12 protein-coding genes are annotated in these 16,022 nt (G+C 70.8%); 1 reads left to right on the top strand and 11 read right to left on the bottom strand.

The genetic code is table 11. From position 1 onward, the window contains the following. Positions 1 to 28: 28 nt before the first annotated feature. From hypE to AB0N07_RS46160, 8 genes are all read right to left on the bottom strand, one after another. Positions 29 to 1,096, bottom strand: a complete 1,068-nt coding sequence (hypE, locus tag AB0N07_RS46195) for a hydrogenase expression/formation protein HypE (protein ID WP_365846172.1) — start codon at positions 1,094 to 1,096, stop codon at positions 29 to 31. After that, positions 1,089 to 2,222, bottom strand: coding sequence for a hydrogenase formation protein HypD (gene hypD, locus AB0N07_RS46190; RefSeq protein WP_365846170.1), 1,134 nt, complete (start codon positions 2,220 to 2,222; stop codon positions 1,089 to 1,091). The genes hypE and hypD overlap by 8 nt, the downstream gene beginning before the upstream one ends. Beyond that, positions 2,219 to 2,536 carry a HypC/HybG/HupF family hydrogenase formation chaperone gene (locus AB0N07_RS46185; protein WP_365846168.1) on the bottom strand — a complete coding sequence of 106 codons (318 nt, stop codon included), beginning with the start codon at positions 2,534 to 2,536 and terminating at the stop codon, positions 2,219 to 2,221. Before AB0N07_RS46185 ends, hypD begins: the two co-directional genes overlap by 4 nt. A gap of 3 nt (positions 2,537 to 2,539) precedes the next feature. Next, entirely contained in the window at positions 2,540 to 4,879 is a 2,340-nt protein-coding gene (gene hypF, locus AB0N07_RS46180) for a carbamoyltransferase HypF (protein ID WP_365846166.1), read from the bottom strand. Further along, positions 4,876 to 5,619, bottom strand: coding sequence for a hydrogenase nickel incorporation protein HypB (gene hypB, locus AB0N07_RS46175; RefSeq protein ID WP_365846164.1), 744 nt, complete (start codon positions 5,617 to 5,619; stop codon positions 4,876 to 4,878). The genes hypF and hypB overlap by 4 nt, the downstream gene beginning before the upstream one ends. 46 nt (positions 5,620 to 5,665) lie before the next feature. Further along, positions 5,666 to 6,262 (bottom strand): hydrogenase maturation protease, encoded by a 597-nt coding sequence (locus AB0N07_RS46170; protein WP_365846162.1) that lies wholly within the window; start codon positions 6,260 to 6,262, stop codon positions 5,666 to 5,668. Further along, positions 6,259 to 7,977, bottom strand: a complete 1,719-nt coding sequence (locus AB0N07_RS46165; RefSeq protein WP_365846160.1) for a hydrogenase maturation protein — start codon at positions 7,975 to 7,977, stop codon at positions 6,259 to 6,261. The genes AB0N07_RS46170 and AB0N07_RS46165 overlap by 4 nt, the downstream gene beginning before the upstream one ends. 362 nt (positions 7,978 to 8,339) lie before the next feature. Further along, a complete protein-coding gene (locus AB0N07_RS46160; RefSeq protein WP_365846174.1) occupies positions 8,340 to 9,569 on the bottom strand; it encodes a glycosyltransferase in 1,230 nt (409 codons plus the stop codon). Positions 9,570 to 9,754: 185 nt separating this feature from the next. Here AB0N07_RS46160 and AB0N07_RS46155 point away from each other — a divergent pair, with 185 nt between their 5' ends. Then, positions 9,755 to 11,557, top strand: a complete 1,803-nt coding sequence (locus AB0N07_RS46155; RefSeq protein ID WP_365846158.1) for an alpha-galactosidase — start codon at positions 9,755 to 9,757, stop codon at positions 11,555 to 11,557. A gap of 248 nt (positions 11,558 to 11,805) precedes the next feature. Here AB0N07_RS46155 and AB0N07_RS46150 read toward each other — a convergent pair whose 3' ends face one another. The 3 genes from AB0N07_RS46150 to AB0N07_RS46140 are packed head-to-tail and all read right to left on the bottom strand — an operon-like array spanning position 11,806 to position 15,892. Continuing rightward, positions 11,806 to 13,062, bottom strand: a complete 1,257-nt coding sequence (locus AB0N07_RS46150) for an MFS transporter (RefSeq protein WP_365846156.1) — start codon at positions 13,060 to 13,062, stop codon at positions 11,806 to 11,808. Next, positions 13,059 to 13,637 (bottom strand): flavodoxin family protein, encoded by a 579-nt coding sequence (locus AB0N07_RS46145; protein ID WP_365846154.1) that lies wholly within the window; start codon positions 13,635 to 13,637, stop codon positions 13,059 to 13,061. Before AB0N07_RS46145 ends, AB0N07_RS46150 begins: the two co-directional genes overlap by 4 nt. Positions 13,638 to 13,651: 14 nt before the next feature. Next, on the bottom strand, positions 13,652 to 15,892 hold the full coding sequence (locus AB0N07_RS46140) for a YcaO-like family protein (protein ID WP_365846152.1): 2,241 nt from the start codon (positions 15,890 to 15,892) through the stop codon (positions 13,652 to 13,654). Positions 15,893 to 16,022 lie beyond the last annotated feature (130 nt).

Here is a 16,022-nt window from a genome sequence, read left to right as displayed (position 1 = left end):
TGCTCGGGCGGGGCCTCGGGTGCCGGGCTCAGCAGATCCGCGGGAGCTGCTCGCCGAGCGGCAGGTCCACGACCCGGGTGCCGCCGAGGCCCGTGGAGACCACGACCATGCCTGGGTGCTCGGCCACACACTCGCCGATCAGCGTGGCCCCCGCGCCCTGCGGGTGGGCGCGCATCGCCGCGAGTACCTCCTCCGCCGCGGTCGGCGGCACGAAGGCGACGAGCCGGCCCTCGTTGGCGACGTAGAGGGGGTCGAGGCCCAGGAAGCCGCAGGCGTTGGCGACGGCGTCCGGCACCGGGATGGCCCGCTCCTGGAGGCGGACACCGGTCCCTGAGGCGCGGGCGATCTCGTTGAGGGACGCGGCCAGGCCGCCACGGGTGGGGTCGCGCAGGACGTGGATGTCGGGCGTGACCTTCAGCATGGCCGCCACCAGGTCCGCGAGCGGCGCGGTGTCGCTGGAGAGCTCGACGCCGAACTCCAGTCCCTCCCGGACGCTCATGATGGCCACCCCGTGCAGGCCGATCGGACCGCTGACGATGACGGCGTCACCGGGCCGCGCACGCTGGGGACGGATGTCCACCCCGTCGGGGACGAGCCCCACGCCGGCGGTGGTGACGTACACGCCGTCGCCGTGCCCGGACTCCACCACCTTGGTGTCACCCGTGGCCACGACGACCCCCGCCGCCCGGGCCGCCGCGCCCATGGCGCGCGCGATCCGCTCGACGACGGTCAGTTCCACGCCCTCTTCCAGTACGAAGGCGGCGGACAGGTAGGCGGGCCTGGCACCGCTCATCGCGAGGTCGTTGACCGTGCCGTTGACCGCGAGGTCGCCCAGGCAGCCGCCGGGGAAGAACAGCGGCTGCACCACATAGGAGTCGGTGGAGAACGCCAGCCGCGCCCCGCCCAGTTGGAGGACGGCGGAGTCGGCGAGCGCGGCGAGGGTGGCATTGCCGTACGCGGGGGCGAAGACCTGCTCCATGAGCTCCGCGGACAGAGCGCCGCCCCCGCCGTGCCCCATGACGACCAAGGGCTGGTCGCGAAGAGGCGCGGGACAGGTCCAGCCCGCGGGGTCGACGGTTTCGAAGAGTTCAGGCAACGGGGTTCATCTCCTCCCGCGCGGCCTGCGGCGTCGCGGCGTTCATCCGGCGGTAGAGGTAATAGGCCGCGCAGGCGCCCTCGCTGGAGACCATGGTGGCGCCGAGCGGGGTGCGCGGGGTGCAGGTGGTGCCGAACGCGGCGCACTCGGTCGGCTTGATCAGTCCCTGGAGCACCTCTCCGGCGCGGCACTCGGCGGGCTCCTCGGTGCGGATCGCGGTGACGTCGAAGCGGTGCTCGGCGTCGAACGCGCGGAACGCCTCGGTCAGCCGCCAGCCGCTGAGGGGGATGGGCCCGATGCCCCGCCAGTTGCGGTTGGTGACCTCGAAGACCTCCTCGATCATGCGTACGGCGGCCGGGTTGCCGCCCTCGCGCACGGCACGCGGGTAGGCGTTCTCCACCCGGTGCTCTCCGCGCTCCAGTTGGCGCACCGCCCGGCGGATGCCCTCGAGGATGTCCAGCGGCTCGAAACCGGTCACCACGAGCGGCACCCGGAACCGCTCGGCCAGCTCGGGGTACTCGGCCGTGCCCATCACGCTGCACACATGCCCGGCGGCCAGGAAGCCCTGGACCCGGCATTCGGGGGCCGTCATGATGGCCTCGATCGCCGGAGGGACCCGCACATGTGACACCAGGAGGCTGAAGTTGGTCAGCCCCAGGCGGCGCGCCTGGTGCACCGTCATCGCGTTGGCGGGGGCCGTGGTCTCGAAGCCGATGGCGAAGAAGACCACCTCCCGGTCCGGGGTGCGGCGGGCCAGCTCCAGGGCGTCGAGCGGTGAGTACACCACGCGTACGTCGCCGCCCTCGCCCTTGACCCGGAACAGGTCCCGGTCCGTGCCCGGAACCCGGAGCATGTCGCCGAAGGAGCAGAAGATCACCCCGGGACGCGCGGCGATCTCCAGCGCCTTGTCGACGACCTCCAGCGGGGTGACACACACGGGGCAGCCCGGCCCGTGGATCAACTCCACCTGCTCCGGGAGCAGTTGGTCGATGCCGTGCCGGATGATGGAGTGGGTCTGCCCGCCGCACACCTCCATCAGCGCCCACGGCCGGGTGGCGGTGGCGTGGATCTCGTCCAGCAGCCGCCGGGCCAGATCGGGGTCGTTGAACTCGTCGATGTACTTCACCGGGCCTCGCTCTCTCGTGGTTCCTCACTCACGGCGGCGACCCCGGCATCCCGCGACGCCTGCTCCCAGGCGTCGCCGAACTCCTCCTCCAGCAGCCCCAGTTCCTCGAAGAGCTGCAGGGAGGCCAGCGCCGATTCCTCGTCCAGGCGCTGGAGCGCGAACCCGACGTGCACGATGACGTACTCACCCACCCGCACGTCCGACACGTACTCCAGACACGCCTGTTTCTGCACACCGCCGAAGTCGATCAGCCCGGTGAGCGGGTCGGCACTGTCGTCGATGGCCACGACCTTGCCGGGCACTGCCAAACACATGGGTCACTCCTCTTGTCGTTCGTGCGCCGCGACCACGAGTTGTCCAAGGGCCAATCCGCCGTCGTTCGGGGGAACTTCACCGTGCCGCAGCACCGCGAAGCCGTCCTCGGTCAGCAGCCGTGTGCACTCCTCCTCCAGCAGCGCGTTGGCGAAGACCCCGCCGCTGAGGGCGACCGTGGCCAGGCCGGTCTCCCGGCGCGCCCGCCGGGAGATCTCCAGGACGGCCCGGGCGACACCGCGGTGGAAGCGCGCGGCGAGCACCGGGACCGGTGTACCGCGCCGCAGGTCGGCGACGAGTGCGCGGAGCACCGGTGCCGGGTCGCACAGGCCGGAGCCGATGCCGAAGGTGTACGACGAGGTGTCGGCGTCCCGGGCCGAAGCGGCCGCGGCCTCCAGCTCCAGGGCGGCCTGGGCCTCGTGTCCCGCGCGGTGGCACACCCCCAGCAGAGAGGACACTGCGTCGAAGAGCCGGCCCATGCTGGAGGTCGCCGCGCAGGCCACCCCGCGCGTCAACTGCCTTTCCAGGAGAGCCAGTTCCGTCGCCGAGCAGGCGGCGACGCAAGGCAGGTCCGTGTCCCACCGCACGCCCGCGGCCCACAGCCGGGCCAGCGCCAGACGGCACGGGTTGGCCACCCCGGCGTCTCCGCCGGGCAGCGGGGCGGGGGAGAGGTGGGCGAAGCGCCGGTGGCGCGCGTAGTCGGTGAGCAGGATCTCGCCGCCCCAGACGGTGCCGTCGTCGCCGTACCCGGTGCCGTCGAAGGCGACGCCGATCACGGGTGTGGTCCCGTCGAGGCCGTGCTCGGCCATCGCCGAGGCGATGTGCGCGTGGTGGTGCTGGACGAACACGGGTGTGCGCGCGGGCAGTTGGGCGGCGCGGCGGCGGGCCCAGCGGGCCGAGTGGTAGCCGGGGTGCCGGTCGGCCGCGACGAGTTCGGGGGTGACGCCGCTCAGCCGCCGGATGTGCACCTCCGCCCGCTCGGCGGCCTCCAGCGTGGTCAGGTCCCCCATGTCACCGGTGTGCGGGCCGAACCAGGCCTGGTCGCTCTCGCCGACGCACAGGGCGTTCTTGAGGTCGCCGCCCACCGCGAGCGCGGGCCGCACGGCGACCGGCAGACGCAGCGGCCGGGGCACATATCCGCGGGACCGGCGCAGTACCTGCTCGCTGCCGTCGGCGCGCACCCGCAGCAGGGAGTCGTCGCACGGTGAGGCGATCCCCCGGTCGTGGGCGAGCCAGGCGTCGGCCAGCCCGTCCAGCCGGGTCAGCGCCTGCTCGTCGTCCGTGACGATCGGTTCTCCCGACCGGTTGCCGCTGGTCATGACCAGCACACGAGGGCCCGGCGGATCGCCGGGCAGCCCCAACAGCAGGGCGTGCACCGGGGTGTAGGGCAGCATCACGCCGAACTGCGGGCTGCCCGGACAGACACCGGGAGCGAGGCCGAGGTGTCGGGCCGGCGTCCGCGGGCGCAGCAGGACGATGGGGCGGCGGGGGCTGGTCAGCGCCGCGCGCTCGGCCGCGGAGACCAGGGCGATCCGCTGCACGGTGTCGAGATCCGGGCACATCACCGCGAACGGCTTGCCTCCGCGCTCCTTCCGGGTGCGCAGTGTGTCGACGGCGCGTGCGTCGGTGGCGTCGCAGGCCAGGTGGTAGCCGCCGAGGCCCTTGACGGCGAGGACGCGGCCCGCTGCCAGCAGCGACCGGGCCGCCACCAGGGCGTCGCCGTCCCGCGCAGGACGGATCCCGCTGCCGGGCGCCGGCACCAGCCGCAGCCGGGGGCCGCACTCCGGGCAGGCGACGGGCTGGGCGTGAAAGCGCCGGTCGGCGGGGTCGCCGTACTCCCGGGCGCATGCGGGACACATCGGGAAGCCGGCCATCGTGGTGACCGCCCGGTCGTACGGCATCCCCGTGGCGATGGTGAAGCGGGGGCCGCAGTGGGTGCACGTGACGAACGGATGCCGGTGGCGGCGGTCGGCCGGATCGGCCAGCTCGCGCAGACAGTCCTCGCAGGTGGCCGTGTCGGGCGGGAGCAGCGTACGGCCCGCGGACCGCTCGGTGGCACGGATGGTGAAGGCGTCGTCCGCGCCCGTGGCGGGCAGGTCCTCGACGCCGACGTCGGTGACGGCGGCCAGCGGTGGAGGCTCCGTGACCAGGAGGCCGCAGAAGCGGGCGACACCGTCGGGCGGGCCCTCCACCTCGATGAGTACGCCGCTCGCCGTGTTGCTCACGAACCCGGCCAACGCGAGATCGGTGGCCAGCCGGTGCACGAAGGGGCGGAAACCCACGCCCTGCACCGTGCCGCGCACAAAGACGCGGCGGCGGACCGCCCGCGCGGCCGGGGCGGTCACGAGACGCGGCCGGCCGCGAGGCCCGGTGCCTGGTGCGTGTGGCGGTGAGGGTGTGGTGCCAGCGGAGGCCGGTGCACGGGGGCCCCGTCCCGCGCGGCGAGGACCCGCTCCAGCACGGTGGCGACTCCGGCGCCGTCACGGGCACAGGTCCGTACGACCTCCACCCCGGGGTTGACCCGCTGCACATGGGCGGCGAAGGCGGCCTCGTCGAAAGCGGCGGGCTCGGCCAGATCGGCTTTGGTGAGGACGACCAGATGGGCGGAGCCGAAGGCCGTGGGGTACTTCAGCGGCTTGTCCTCGCCCTCGGTGACCGCCATGAGGACGATCCGCAGGCTCTCACCGAGGTCGTAGGCCGCCGGGCAGACCAGGTTGCCGACGTTCTCCACGAACAGCACCGCGGTGTCCTCGGGCAGCCAGCTGTGCACATGGCCGGTGAGCTGCCGGGCCTCCAGATGGCACAGCCCGTCGGTGAGCAGCTGTTTGACCGGCGCGCCCGAACGGGCGAGCCGGTGGGCGTCGTTCTCGGTCGCCAGGTCGGCGGTGAGCGCGGCCACCGGGATGCGCCGCTCAACCGCCAGGGCCAGCACCTGCCCGAGCAGTTCAGTCTTGCCGCTGCCCGGGCTGGACAGCAGGTTGACGACGGCGGCCCCGCGTCGGGCCAGTTCGTCGCGCAGGCTCGCGGCCAGGCCGTCGTTCTTCACGAGGACGGCCTGGGTGACGTCGTCCATGGACTCGCACATGGGCGCTGCTCCTCGCGGTCGTTCGAGGGAGATGGGTGTCGGTGCGTCACCGATCCTCGATGCCGCCGGCCACCGGGAGCGGGACCTCGGCCGCGGACGGATCCGTGGATTCGTCCGGGCGGCTCAACGAAGGCGTGGCCGCGGGGTCGGCGAGCAGTACCGGGACCAGGGTGTGCAGGGCTGCGACGGCCCGGTCGACCGCCTTGCGAACCGGTGCGCTGATGCCCGGGGTGATGTCCTCGTCGCCGTGCGGCCGTACCTCGGGCTCGCAGGCGAGGACGAGGACTCGCGGCAGCGGCTCGTCGCCCAGGTGGGCGGCCAGGGCCAGCACCTTGGCCGGATCCATGCCATGGGCCTCGGGCGGGGCGGCGCCCGTGGTGCCGTCGGGCAGTTCCGGCTCGATCAGCGACAGGGTGCCCGGGCGGTGCCCCCGCGCGGCCGCGTCGACCAGGACGGCCGTGTCGTAGCCGTCCAGCAACTCGTACGCCAGATCCAGGCCGCGGATGCCGAAGTCCCGGACACGGACCTCGGCAGGCAGCGGCCGCCGGTCCAGGGCCTGGATCACCTCGGGGCCGAAGGCGTCGTCCGCGAGGAAGATGTTGCCGACGCCCGCCACCAGCAGGCGGGTACCGGACCGTGTCACCGGACATCCCCGGCGGCCGGGTCGCCGGCCGGGGCCAGGGGCCGGGCCTGGCCGTTCGGCAGTTTGCGGACGAAGGCGGAACGCAGGGCGTGGTACGGGGCCTGTGGATCGAAGAAGATGGCACGCATACGGGCGAGTTCGTCCCGCCGGTACTCCGCGAGCGGCTGCCGTGCCTCGGACGTCTGGCGTGCCGCGGCCTTCGCGGCGATCCGCTGCGAAAGGTCCGGGTCGCGGGAGAGTTCGGCCGCCAACCGCTCGATCTCGGCGGTGAACTCATGCGGCGGGGCCTGCACCAGACGGTCCACCAGGCCGATCCGTGCGGCGCCCACGGCGCTCACCGGCAAGGCCTCGGTGGTCAGCCGCTGGGCCGTCTCGGTTCCGACGCGGCGCGGCAGCGTGTACGTCCAGAACTCCGACCCGTAAAGGCCCATCCGCCGGTAGTGCGGATTGAGGACGGTGCCCGTGCGGCACCACACCTGGTCGGCGGCCAGCGCGAGCATCACGCCGCCGGCCGCGGCGTTGCCGCCGAGTGCCGCCACCACCATCCGGTCGGTGGTGCGCAGCACCGCCTCGACCAGGTCGTCCATGGCGTTGAGGTTGGACCAGGACTCGCCCGCGGGGTCGGCGGCAGCCTCGATGACATTGAGGTGGATGCCGGTGGAGAAGAAGTCTCGGGTGCCGCCCAGCACCAGCAGCGAGGTGGGACGGGTGAGCGCGTACCGGTAGGAGGCCAGCAGCCTGCGGCAGTGGCCGGTGCTCATCGCCCCGCCGGGGAAGGAGAAGCTCAGGAATCCGACGTCGCCGTGCTGACGGTAGCGGATGTCGCTCCAGGTGATCCGGCCGGAGGGCAACTCGAGCGGTGCCGCGAACTCCGGCAGCGACGGAGCCGGGAAGGAGGCGAGCACGGAGGCCGCCGGGCGGCGGAACGGTGCGGGGTCGCCGGAGGCCTTGCGGGGCCGCAGCTCCGGAATCCACACCGCCCCGTCCCGGGTGGCCCGGCAGACCGCCCCGGCGCGCGTCGCGAGCAGTTCCCCGGGCCGTCCGTGCAGCCGGTCCTCGGGATGCCCGCCGTGCAGGAACACCTCCTGGCCGCAGAGTTCGTCCAGGACACCCGGTTGGGAGTCGGCCCCGCGGAGCTTGCGCAGGACCGTCTCCGTCGTGTCCGTCTCCCAGTCGATCCTTCGCTGCTCCCGGCGGAAGGAGTCGCGCCGGACCACCCGGATCGCGGGATCGCTCTGCGGCTGCGGCTTGAACGATCCGTCGGCGTACCGACGCACCGCCAGCCGGACGGCGTCCGAGGCGGCGTCGGAGGCCTCGCCCCGGTACAGGTTGCTCTTGCCTACCGGCGGCACCGGGAAGGACTCGGCCGCCCACACGGCGCCCGCGTCCATGACGGCCTCGGCCTGCAGCACCGTCACCCCCCACTGCAGGGCACCCTCGGTGATCGCCCAGTCCAGGGAGGACGGGCCGCGGTCGCCGGGCGGTCCCGGGTGCACGATGAGGCAGGTGTGCTCCCGCCAGATGTCCTCCGGCAGTGCCGTCTTCAGCATCGGGGCGATGATCAGTTCCGGGTGTGTTTCGTGAACGGCGGTCCGGACCGCTTCGGCGCCGTGCGAGGCGAGCACGACGTCCACCCGGTGCCCTTCGTCGGACAGTTCCGCGTACACACGCTGGCAGAGGCTGTTGAACGCGCTGGCGACGAGCAAGATGTCCATGACGCGGAATGATCGTCGGTATGCGGAGGGGCGAGAAGGACCGCGGCGGCGTTTCGCGGTCCGGCGTCAGGTCTCTTGCTCCATCCGGATCGCATTCCTCCTCGAACGCCTCGCTGTGGTCGCCGCGGTGCCCTTCGAGCAGGGCCGGCGATCGCGTCGAGCTTGCGCTGGACCGCGTGCTCGGCACGCATCCCGGCGTTCTTCAGCAGTGATGAGGATCAGACAGACCAGGAAGATGAGCGGAGAGCTGGTGGAATTGCAGGCGTATTCGGCGAATTGATCGAACCGGCCGCGCTGAACAGGACTCTTGAAGGTCATGAGCGAGGCTTGTCCCGCCGTCCACGCGAGGCGCTCATGGCCTGCTAGCCACCCCACCGGTCCACCGCCGCCAGCACCGGAGCCACCCCGTCCTCCTCGCGGATGCGGGCCCCGAGGGTCTCGGCGCGCCGGGCGAACGCCGGGTCCCTGGTGGCCCGCATCAGTGCCGTGGCCAGCGTGTCGGGGGTGAGGCGGCGAAGCGGCAGCGTGCACGGGGCGACGCCCAGTGCGACCAGGCGGGCGGACCAGAAGCCCTCGTCGAACTGGATCGGCACCGGCACGGCCGGCACCCCGGCACGCAGGCCCGCCGCCGTCGTGCCCGCGCCCGCGTGGTGGACCACCGCGGCCATGCGGGGAAAGAGAGCGGAGTGCGGGATCTCGTCGACGCTGAGCATGTCGTCGCCGGCGGCCTCCAGGCCGGCCCAGCCACGCTGGATCACTCCGCGGAGCCCGGCCCGGCGCAGGGCGCGCACGATGCAGGCGCTGAGCCGCTCGGGATCGGGCACAGTCGCGCTGCCCAGGCCCACGAACACGGGCGCCGGCCCCGCGTCGAGGAAGTCCCGTAACAAGGACGGTAGTTGAGGCTCTGCGTCGTACGGCCACCAGTATCCGGTCACCGACAGGCCAGGTCGCCAGTCGTGCGGACGCGGCACCACCAGCGGGCTGAATCCGTGCAACACCGGACGCCCCTGCCGCTCCCGCGCCCGCCATGCCGCGGCGGCACTCACCCGGGGCAGCCCCAGCCGCTGCCGTACCGCAGGCAGCGCCCCGGCGAAGACCTGCTCCACGGCCAGGCTCACCCCATGCCCGGCGATCCGGTTGCCCACCGCTCCCAGCGAGCGGACACCCAGCATCGGCGGCCCGAACTCACGTGTGGGAGCGAGGGGTTGGAGGGGCACGTCCAGGTAGGGCAGGGACAGGCCCTCCGCGATGGTGTGCCCCAGCGGCCCCACCGAACCGGACACCAGCAGCATGTCGCTCGACCGTGCGGCCGCCACCAGATCGTCCGTCATCCTCCCGACCAGCGCCCGCGCCATCGCGACCACCCGCACCAGCTTGCCCACACCGGTCGCACTGCGATGCAGCCCGCGCCCCCGCGAGGAGTCCAGTTCCGCCCGGGGGTCGACGGGCAGCGGATGGAAACGCACCTTCGACCCGGCCACGAGCGGCTCGAAACAGGCATGCGTCACCAGAGTGACGTCGTGCCCGGCACGGGAGAGCCCGTGTCCCAGTCCGGTGTACGGGGCGACGTCGCCCCGGGATCCCGCCGTCATGATCGCTACGCGCACGACGGCCAGTATGGCGTCGCCGTACGCCTTTCAGCGAGAACGCCCCGTCGAGACAGGCGACTTCACGCTTGTCACGTCCGTTGACTTGACGCTTCCGGTGGCTCTACTTTCGGCGCGCAACATGTTCGGAACACCGATCCTCGTTCGATATATCGAATGAACGGAGCCGCATGTACCCCCCTCCGCGCGCGACCGACAGAGGTCTCGCAGCCCGCTGCAGAACCGCCGCCGTACGCCTCCTCGCCCTCGCCGTCACCGTGGCCGCCGCGCTCCTGTTCGCGGCACCCGGCCCCGCCCAGGCGGCGACGACCCGTCAGATGGCCGTGCCCACCGCCCCCATGGGCTGGGCCTCCTGGAACAGCTTCGCCGCCAAGATCGACTACAACGTCATCAAGCAGCAGGTCGACGCATTCGTCGCGGCGGGCCTGCCGGCGGCCGGCTACAAGTACATCAACATCGACGAGGGCTGGTGGCAGGGCACCCGCGACAGCGACGGCAACATCACCGTCGACACCGGTGAGTGGCCCGGCGGGATGAGCGCCATCGCCGACTACATCCACAGCAAGGGGCTCAAGGCGGGCATCTACACCGACGCCGGCAAGAACGGCTGCGGCTACTACTACCCGACCGGCCGCCCCGCCGCCCCGAACACCGGCAGCGAGGGCCACTACGACCAGGACATGCTCCAGTTCTCCAAGTGGGGCTTCGACTTCGTCAAGGTCGACTGGTGCGGCGGAGACGTCGAGGGACTCGACGCGGCGACGGCGTACCAGTCGATCAGTGACTCGGTCGCCAGGGCGACGGCCGCCACCGGCCGTCCGCTCACCCTCTCGGTCTGCAACTGGGGCAAGCAGAACCCCTGGAACTGGGCGCCGGGCCAGGCCCCCATGTGGCGCACCAGCACCGACATCATCTACTACGGCAACTCGCCGTCGATGACGAACCTGCTGTCCAACTTCGACCAGACGCTGCACCCGACGGCCCAGCACACCGGCTACTACAACGACCCGGACATGCTGATGGTCGGCATGGACGGCTTCACCGCCGCCCAGAACCGCACCCATATGAACCTGTGGGCCATCTCCGGAGCGCCGCTCCTGGCCGGCAACAACCTTGCCACGATGACTTCGGAGACCGCCGGCATCCTCAAGAACCCCGAGGTCATCGGCGTCGACCAGGACCCGCGCGGCCTCCAGGGCATGAAGGTCGCCGAGGACACGCCCGGGCTGCAGGTCTACGGCAGGGTCCTCGCCGGCACCGGCAACCGTGCCGTCGTCCTCCTCAACCGCACCTCCTCCGCCCAGAACATCACCGTCCGCTGGTCCGATCTCGGTCTGGCGAACGCGTCCGCGACCGTGCGTGACCTGTGGGCGCGCGCCGATGTCGGTACCTACGGCACCAGTTACACCACCGGCGTTCCGGCGGGTGGCTCGGTCATGCTGACGGTCACCGGCGGGACGGAGGCGGCCGGCAGTACGTACACCGGTACCTCCGGCTTCTCGGGTGTGGTCGCCGGGAACACCGGCATCAAGGTCGTCGACGTGTCGTACACCAACAACACCTCCGCGGCCCGCACCGGTACCCTCAAGGTCAACGGTCAGGGAGCGACCGCGGTCTCCTTCCCGCCGACGGGCGGCGGCCCGGGCACGATCTCGGTAGAGGTCGGTCTGTCCAAGGGTTCCGCCAACTCGCTCACCTTCTCCGGCGCCCCGACCCTCGACTCGATCACCGTCAGACCCCTGCCGGGGGCCAGCGGATCCCAGGTCGTCGGCAAGCAGTCCGGACGCTGCCTGGACATCTACAACAACACGATCACCAACGGCACCCAGGGCGAGCTGTGGGACTGCAACGGCGGCCAGAACCAGTCCTGGACCTGGATTATGGGCAGCTGTAGAGGCACTTACCAGCCTGACCAGGTTGGTTGCTTGGCGGACATGTCCTTCACGGGGCAGAGGCGAGGGCCTGTCGGCTAGATCTCACTCTGTCCGCCTTGCCCGCGCTCCCCTGACCGCGCCGGGCCACCGATACCGCACGGGCGGCAGACTTTGCACAGTGAAGGGGGCCAGCGACCATCCGGAGCCCGCCGCAGAACTGGTGAGTAATCTGCTCAACCGGTGACGCAAAGCAACATAGACGGGCCGCCGGGCGTGAAGTTGTCGTTCCTCCCGCCGGCGGCCCGGAGCAGATGCTGTACCCGCGAGGGGGCTCACTGCGGTCGCGCCTATGTCCTCGCGAGAGACTTGTCGGGCTCCGCAGACCGGCGGCCGGACAGCAGAAGCAGTCCGGAGGTGGCTCCGCACATGGCGAACAGTACAAGCCAGGGCAGACGGGCATCGGAAGCGAAGAGACCGGCCAGCAGAGCGGGGGTGATGACGTTGCCCACGCTCCAGGAGAGCTGGTTCACGCTCAGGTAGCGGCCGATGAGCTCTGGGCGCGCCATGTCAGTCACCATGATTACGCTGGTCGGCGGGTGCACCAGTTCCCCCGCGGTGTACAGCACTACGGCGGCGAACAGCACCAGGACGGGGAGCAGCTGTCCGCTGTTGGGTGCGAGCAGGAAGACGGCGAAGCCAGCGGCGTAGAAGGCGACCGCCGCCTGCAGGACCCGCGACGGGGTGCTGGCCTCGATGCGCCGTACGGCTGGCCCCTGGGCGAGCATCAGCAGGGCAGTGTTCACCGCGAACAGCCCCCCTGACAGCCAGACCGTGTCGGGGGCGATGCTGCCCGCGTACAGGGGCAGCAGTACCGCCAGAGACAACGCGCAGACGGCCAGGAACGAATTGGACGCCACGATGAGCAGGAACGGCCGGTCGGCCAGTACGGTCCGCAGTCCGGCACGCTTGTTGTCGTCTCCGTCCGGTCCGTCAGGAGAACTCGTCGTCGTGGTGCGTGCTTCCTGCCAGGTTGCCAGCACCACAGCCACGGCGGCGAAGGTCAACGCGTTGAGCGTGACGATGACTCGTGGGCCCTCGCTGCCCGCTGCGACGATCACTCCTGACAGAGCCGCGCCGATACCCATACCCATGGAGCGGATTGTGCGGCCGAGTGCGTACCAGCGGGCACGCTGCTCCCGCCCGCACAGAGCGATGATCATGGCCGAGTTGGAGGGCCAGAAGGCGCTGTCGCCCCAGATTACGAGCGCGGACAGGAGGATGACCTGCCAGAACTGGTCGACTGCCAGGTAGGCGAGGAAGGCAGCAGCGCGCAGTAGACACGATGCGGCAGCCATCCTGCCAGGTCCGAACCGGTCGATGAGCGTGCCGGTGTACGGGCCGCCCAACAGAGCGATGCCGGCGCCGACGGACAGCGCCACTCCCACCGTCGCGACGCTCATGTCGGAGACGGTGACGAAGTAGAGGACGCTCAGGGGCAGGAACACGCCGGTGCCGAAACTGTCGACCGCGGCGATCAGGACCAGCCGTCGGCGCCCGGTAGTGTCGGGGAAGCCCAGCCGCTCCCGCCACGTGATGGCATTCATGACTGCGCCCCCTGTCGCATCCGTGCCGCCAGAGAGGCCAAGCGGCGCCCGTGCTCGGCCGTGGTCAGCAGGTCACTTGCCCTCATGTTCTCGGGGCCCTGGTCGAAGTTCACCTGTGCCGCCGCGCCCAACCTGTAGCCGAGCCGGTTGGAATCGTCCGCGCTGCCAGTCGATGTGTTCCAGCCCGCGGGTACCGGCTGCCCAGCCCAGATCATCGAATGCTGCATGGCGAGGGCGAGCATGTAGTTCAGGGTGTGGAGTTTGCCGCCGGCCATGGCCGCTCCGGTGGTGAAGCCGCTGGCGATGGTGTCCGTCCAGTGGACCGCCATCTGACGGCGGCCGGTCTCCTCGGCAAAGGCGACGAAGGCGGCGGAAGGCCCTCCAATGTGTGTGGGGGAGCCGAAGAGGACGCCGTCGGCGGCCGCCATCAGCTCCCAGTGCTGTTCATCCAGGGCTGTGACGTCCATCAGGTGCGCTTGCGCGCCCTGCTTGACAGCTCCGTCGGCGACCGCGTTGGCCATACGGCGGGTGTTGCCTCCGCGTGAGTCATAGACCACGGCTATGAGAGTGCTCAACTGCTACTCCAGGGCTACACGTGCGGGAGGGGGAAGTAGTTCAGCTCGTCCTCGGCGGCCGGCTCTGTCCGCCAGCCGAGGGTGACAGCCGCTTGCTGTATGCGGCCGCGGCCAAGCTGCGGGAAGGCGGCGGGGAAGTTCGGGACCAGCCCGGGCACGAGGACGCGTGCCACCTGGTAGCCACAGGGCGAGACGTCGGGAGTGGTCACGTCGACGCTGATGACGTCCAGTCCTCGCGCGGCGATGCGCTCGCGGTAGGCGTCGAACGAGCGGGCCGGCAGCTGTGTCAGCGATGCCCAGTCGCCTGCTGGGAGGTCGGCGGTCCAGGGGGCGATACGGTCACGGGCGCGTGGGTCGAGATTCAGCTGTCCCTGGCACTGCAGGTCAACGACATCGCGGAAGTCGGGACGGTAGCTGTCGATGTAGCGCCGGTCGGCCCGATGGGGCTTGAGGTTGTGGCCCTGCAGTGCACCGGCCGCGGTCTCGGCCGCGAGTTCCTCCGCATCCAGCATGAACGCTGCGTTGCCCTGCAGGGTGATTGCCTCGGCCAGAGCCTTCTTCGCGGCAGCGAGCGGCGTGTCGCGCGCGGCGAAGCCGATCACCAGGGTTTCGTTCACGGTCGAGTCGAGCAAGCACGCCATCACGGGAACGCCGAACTCGTTGTCCAGGTGCACGAAGCGCGGTATCAGCTCATCGGACCGGTCTGTGATCAGCTCCCGCAGCTCCGGAAGCACCGGCAGTGCGGAGAGTTTCCGGGCGTTGTGCCACCACACCATCGACGCGTCACGTTCGATGACCTCCTCCAGCCCCGACAGCAGCGCGTAGTCCATCGAGGGCCCGGCGGCAATGCCCGCCAGGTTCGGGTAGGCGAACAGCGGCTCGCCGTGCCGTTCGCGTTCCGGGTGCTCGTGCCAGGCGACATAGACCATGAACGCCGGCACGTACACCTCGGTCTGCTGAGTGTGCGACCAGCCCTTCACCCACGCGCACTCCGAGTCTGCTGTGAACCGGGGGAAGGGGAACCCAGGCGTCGCGTGCTGAGCCTCGGAGTACAGCACCAGCAAGGCCGGATCCAGAGCGTTCACTCCGCGCGCCGTGAGCGAGGCAAAGGAGCCGCGCACCAGGAGCGCGGGGTCCACGTAGTTACCGCAGTACCGTTCGATCGCCTCACCGACCGCCGCCTGCTGGGCGGCCTCGGCGGACTCCCAGGACGTGCCGAAGGCGGCCGGGTCGGCCGCCAGTTCCATGACGCGCCGCATCCGGGCCACATCCACCGAGCAGGTATGCAGCTTGGAGGGAATGCCGTGCCGGGTCTCCCAGGGCTTCACCCGCGTGACAATGCCCGTTTCGCGGCCGACTACTTCCTTGGCGGGAGGAGTATAGGAGGCGTCGCCGTAGGGCCGGTGCGGCATTCGGATGATCTCGTGGTGCTGTGTGGTGAGGTAGAGCGGATTCATCTCCAGCTCCGACTCGTACAGCTCCGGCCGCATCAACCCCATCAGCCAACGCTGAAGGCGGGTCGCCACCTGCGCCAACATCCACTGCAGTTCAGAAGCGGTGATGCGCGACAGCGCGGAGTTCTCGTCGCCCGCCAAAGCGTCGAAAACGTCCTCCTGCACGGCGGCCGTACGTCGGCGCTCCAGCACATCCCTCATGTCCACCCCGCGGCCCGGCCAGATCCCCGGACCGAGCAGCCCGCGCCCGAGCTCGAACCTGAGCGACAACCATGCGATCCCTTCCGCTTCGCACGTCCCATTCAGCGCGAGGAGCTGCGCGTGCGCCGGCCGGTCGAAGAGAGCCAGCACCACCGGCACCTCCCCGGACTCGACTACTCCAGCGGCCCACCCGGTGACTTCGTCGCTCTTCACTGTCTCGAAGGCGACGAACTGCGACAGCAGGCCGCTGATGTTCTCCCGCAGACCCTCCGTTCCAGTGACCGCCAGCCGCACTTGTTCCAGCGGTACCGACGGGGCCTCGGCATCGCCCATCCGGTACGCCCACCGCTCGGCTACACCGTCGCGTGCCTCCCGCAAACAACCGTCTTCGCGTAGGACGCCGGCAATCTCGTCGTAGCCGTCGGGAGCGGACTGCAGAGCTTCCTCCAACGAGCGGCTGCCATCCAAGGTCTCTAGCCACTCACGGAGCACCGGAGCGGGCGTGGCGAGCATGAACTTACCGCCCTGCGGGGTGACCAGCAGGCACTCGTCTGCCGACACCCCTAGCACCTCCAGCTCAGCGGTGATCACAGCGGTCACGGAGCGGTCCTTTCGCAAAAGAAGGGAGAAGAAATGCGGTGACTGCTCAGGTCGTTGATTACGCGTGAGCGGGTGGCAGCCAGGGGTTTCCGGCGAAGAGGTCGCGGAGCACGGTCAGGGGGTTGAGGTC

It is taken from the genome of Streptomyces sp. NPDC051172 (assembly GCF_040682555.1).
In the GTDB taxonomy this organism is placed as follows: domain Bacteria; phylum Actinomycetota; class Actinomycetes; order Streptomycetales; family Streptomycetaceae; genus Streptomyces.
The sequence above is the reverse complement of the archived record's forward strand: the minus strand, read 5'-3'. Positions and strand labels throughout refer to the sequence as shown.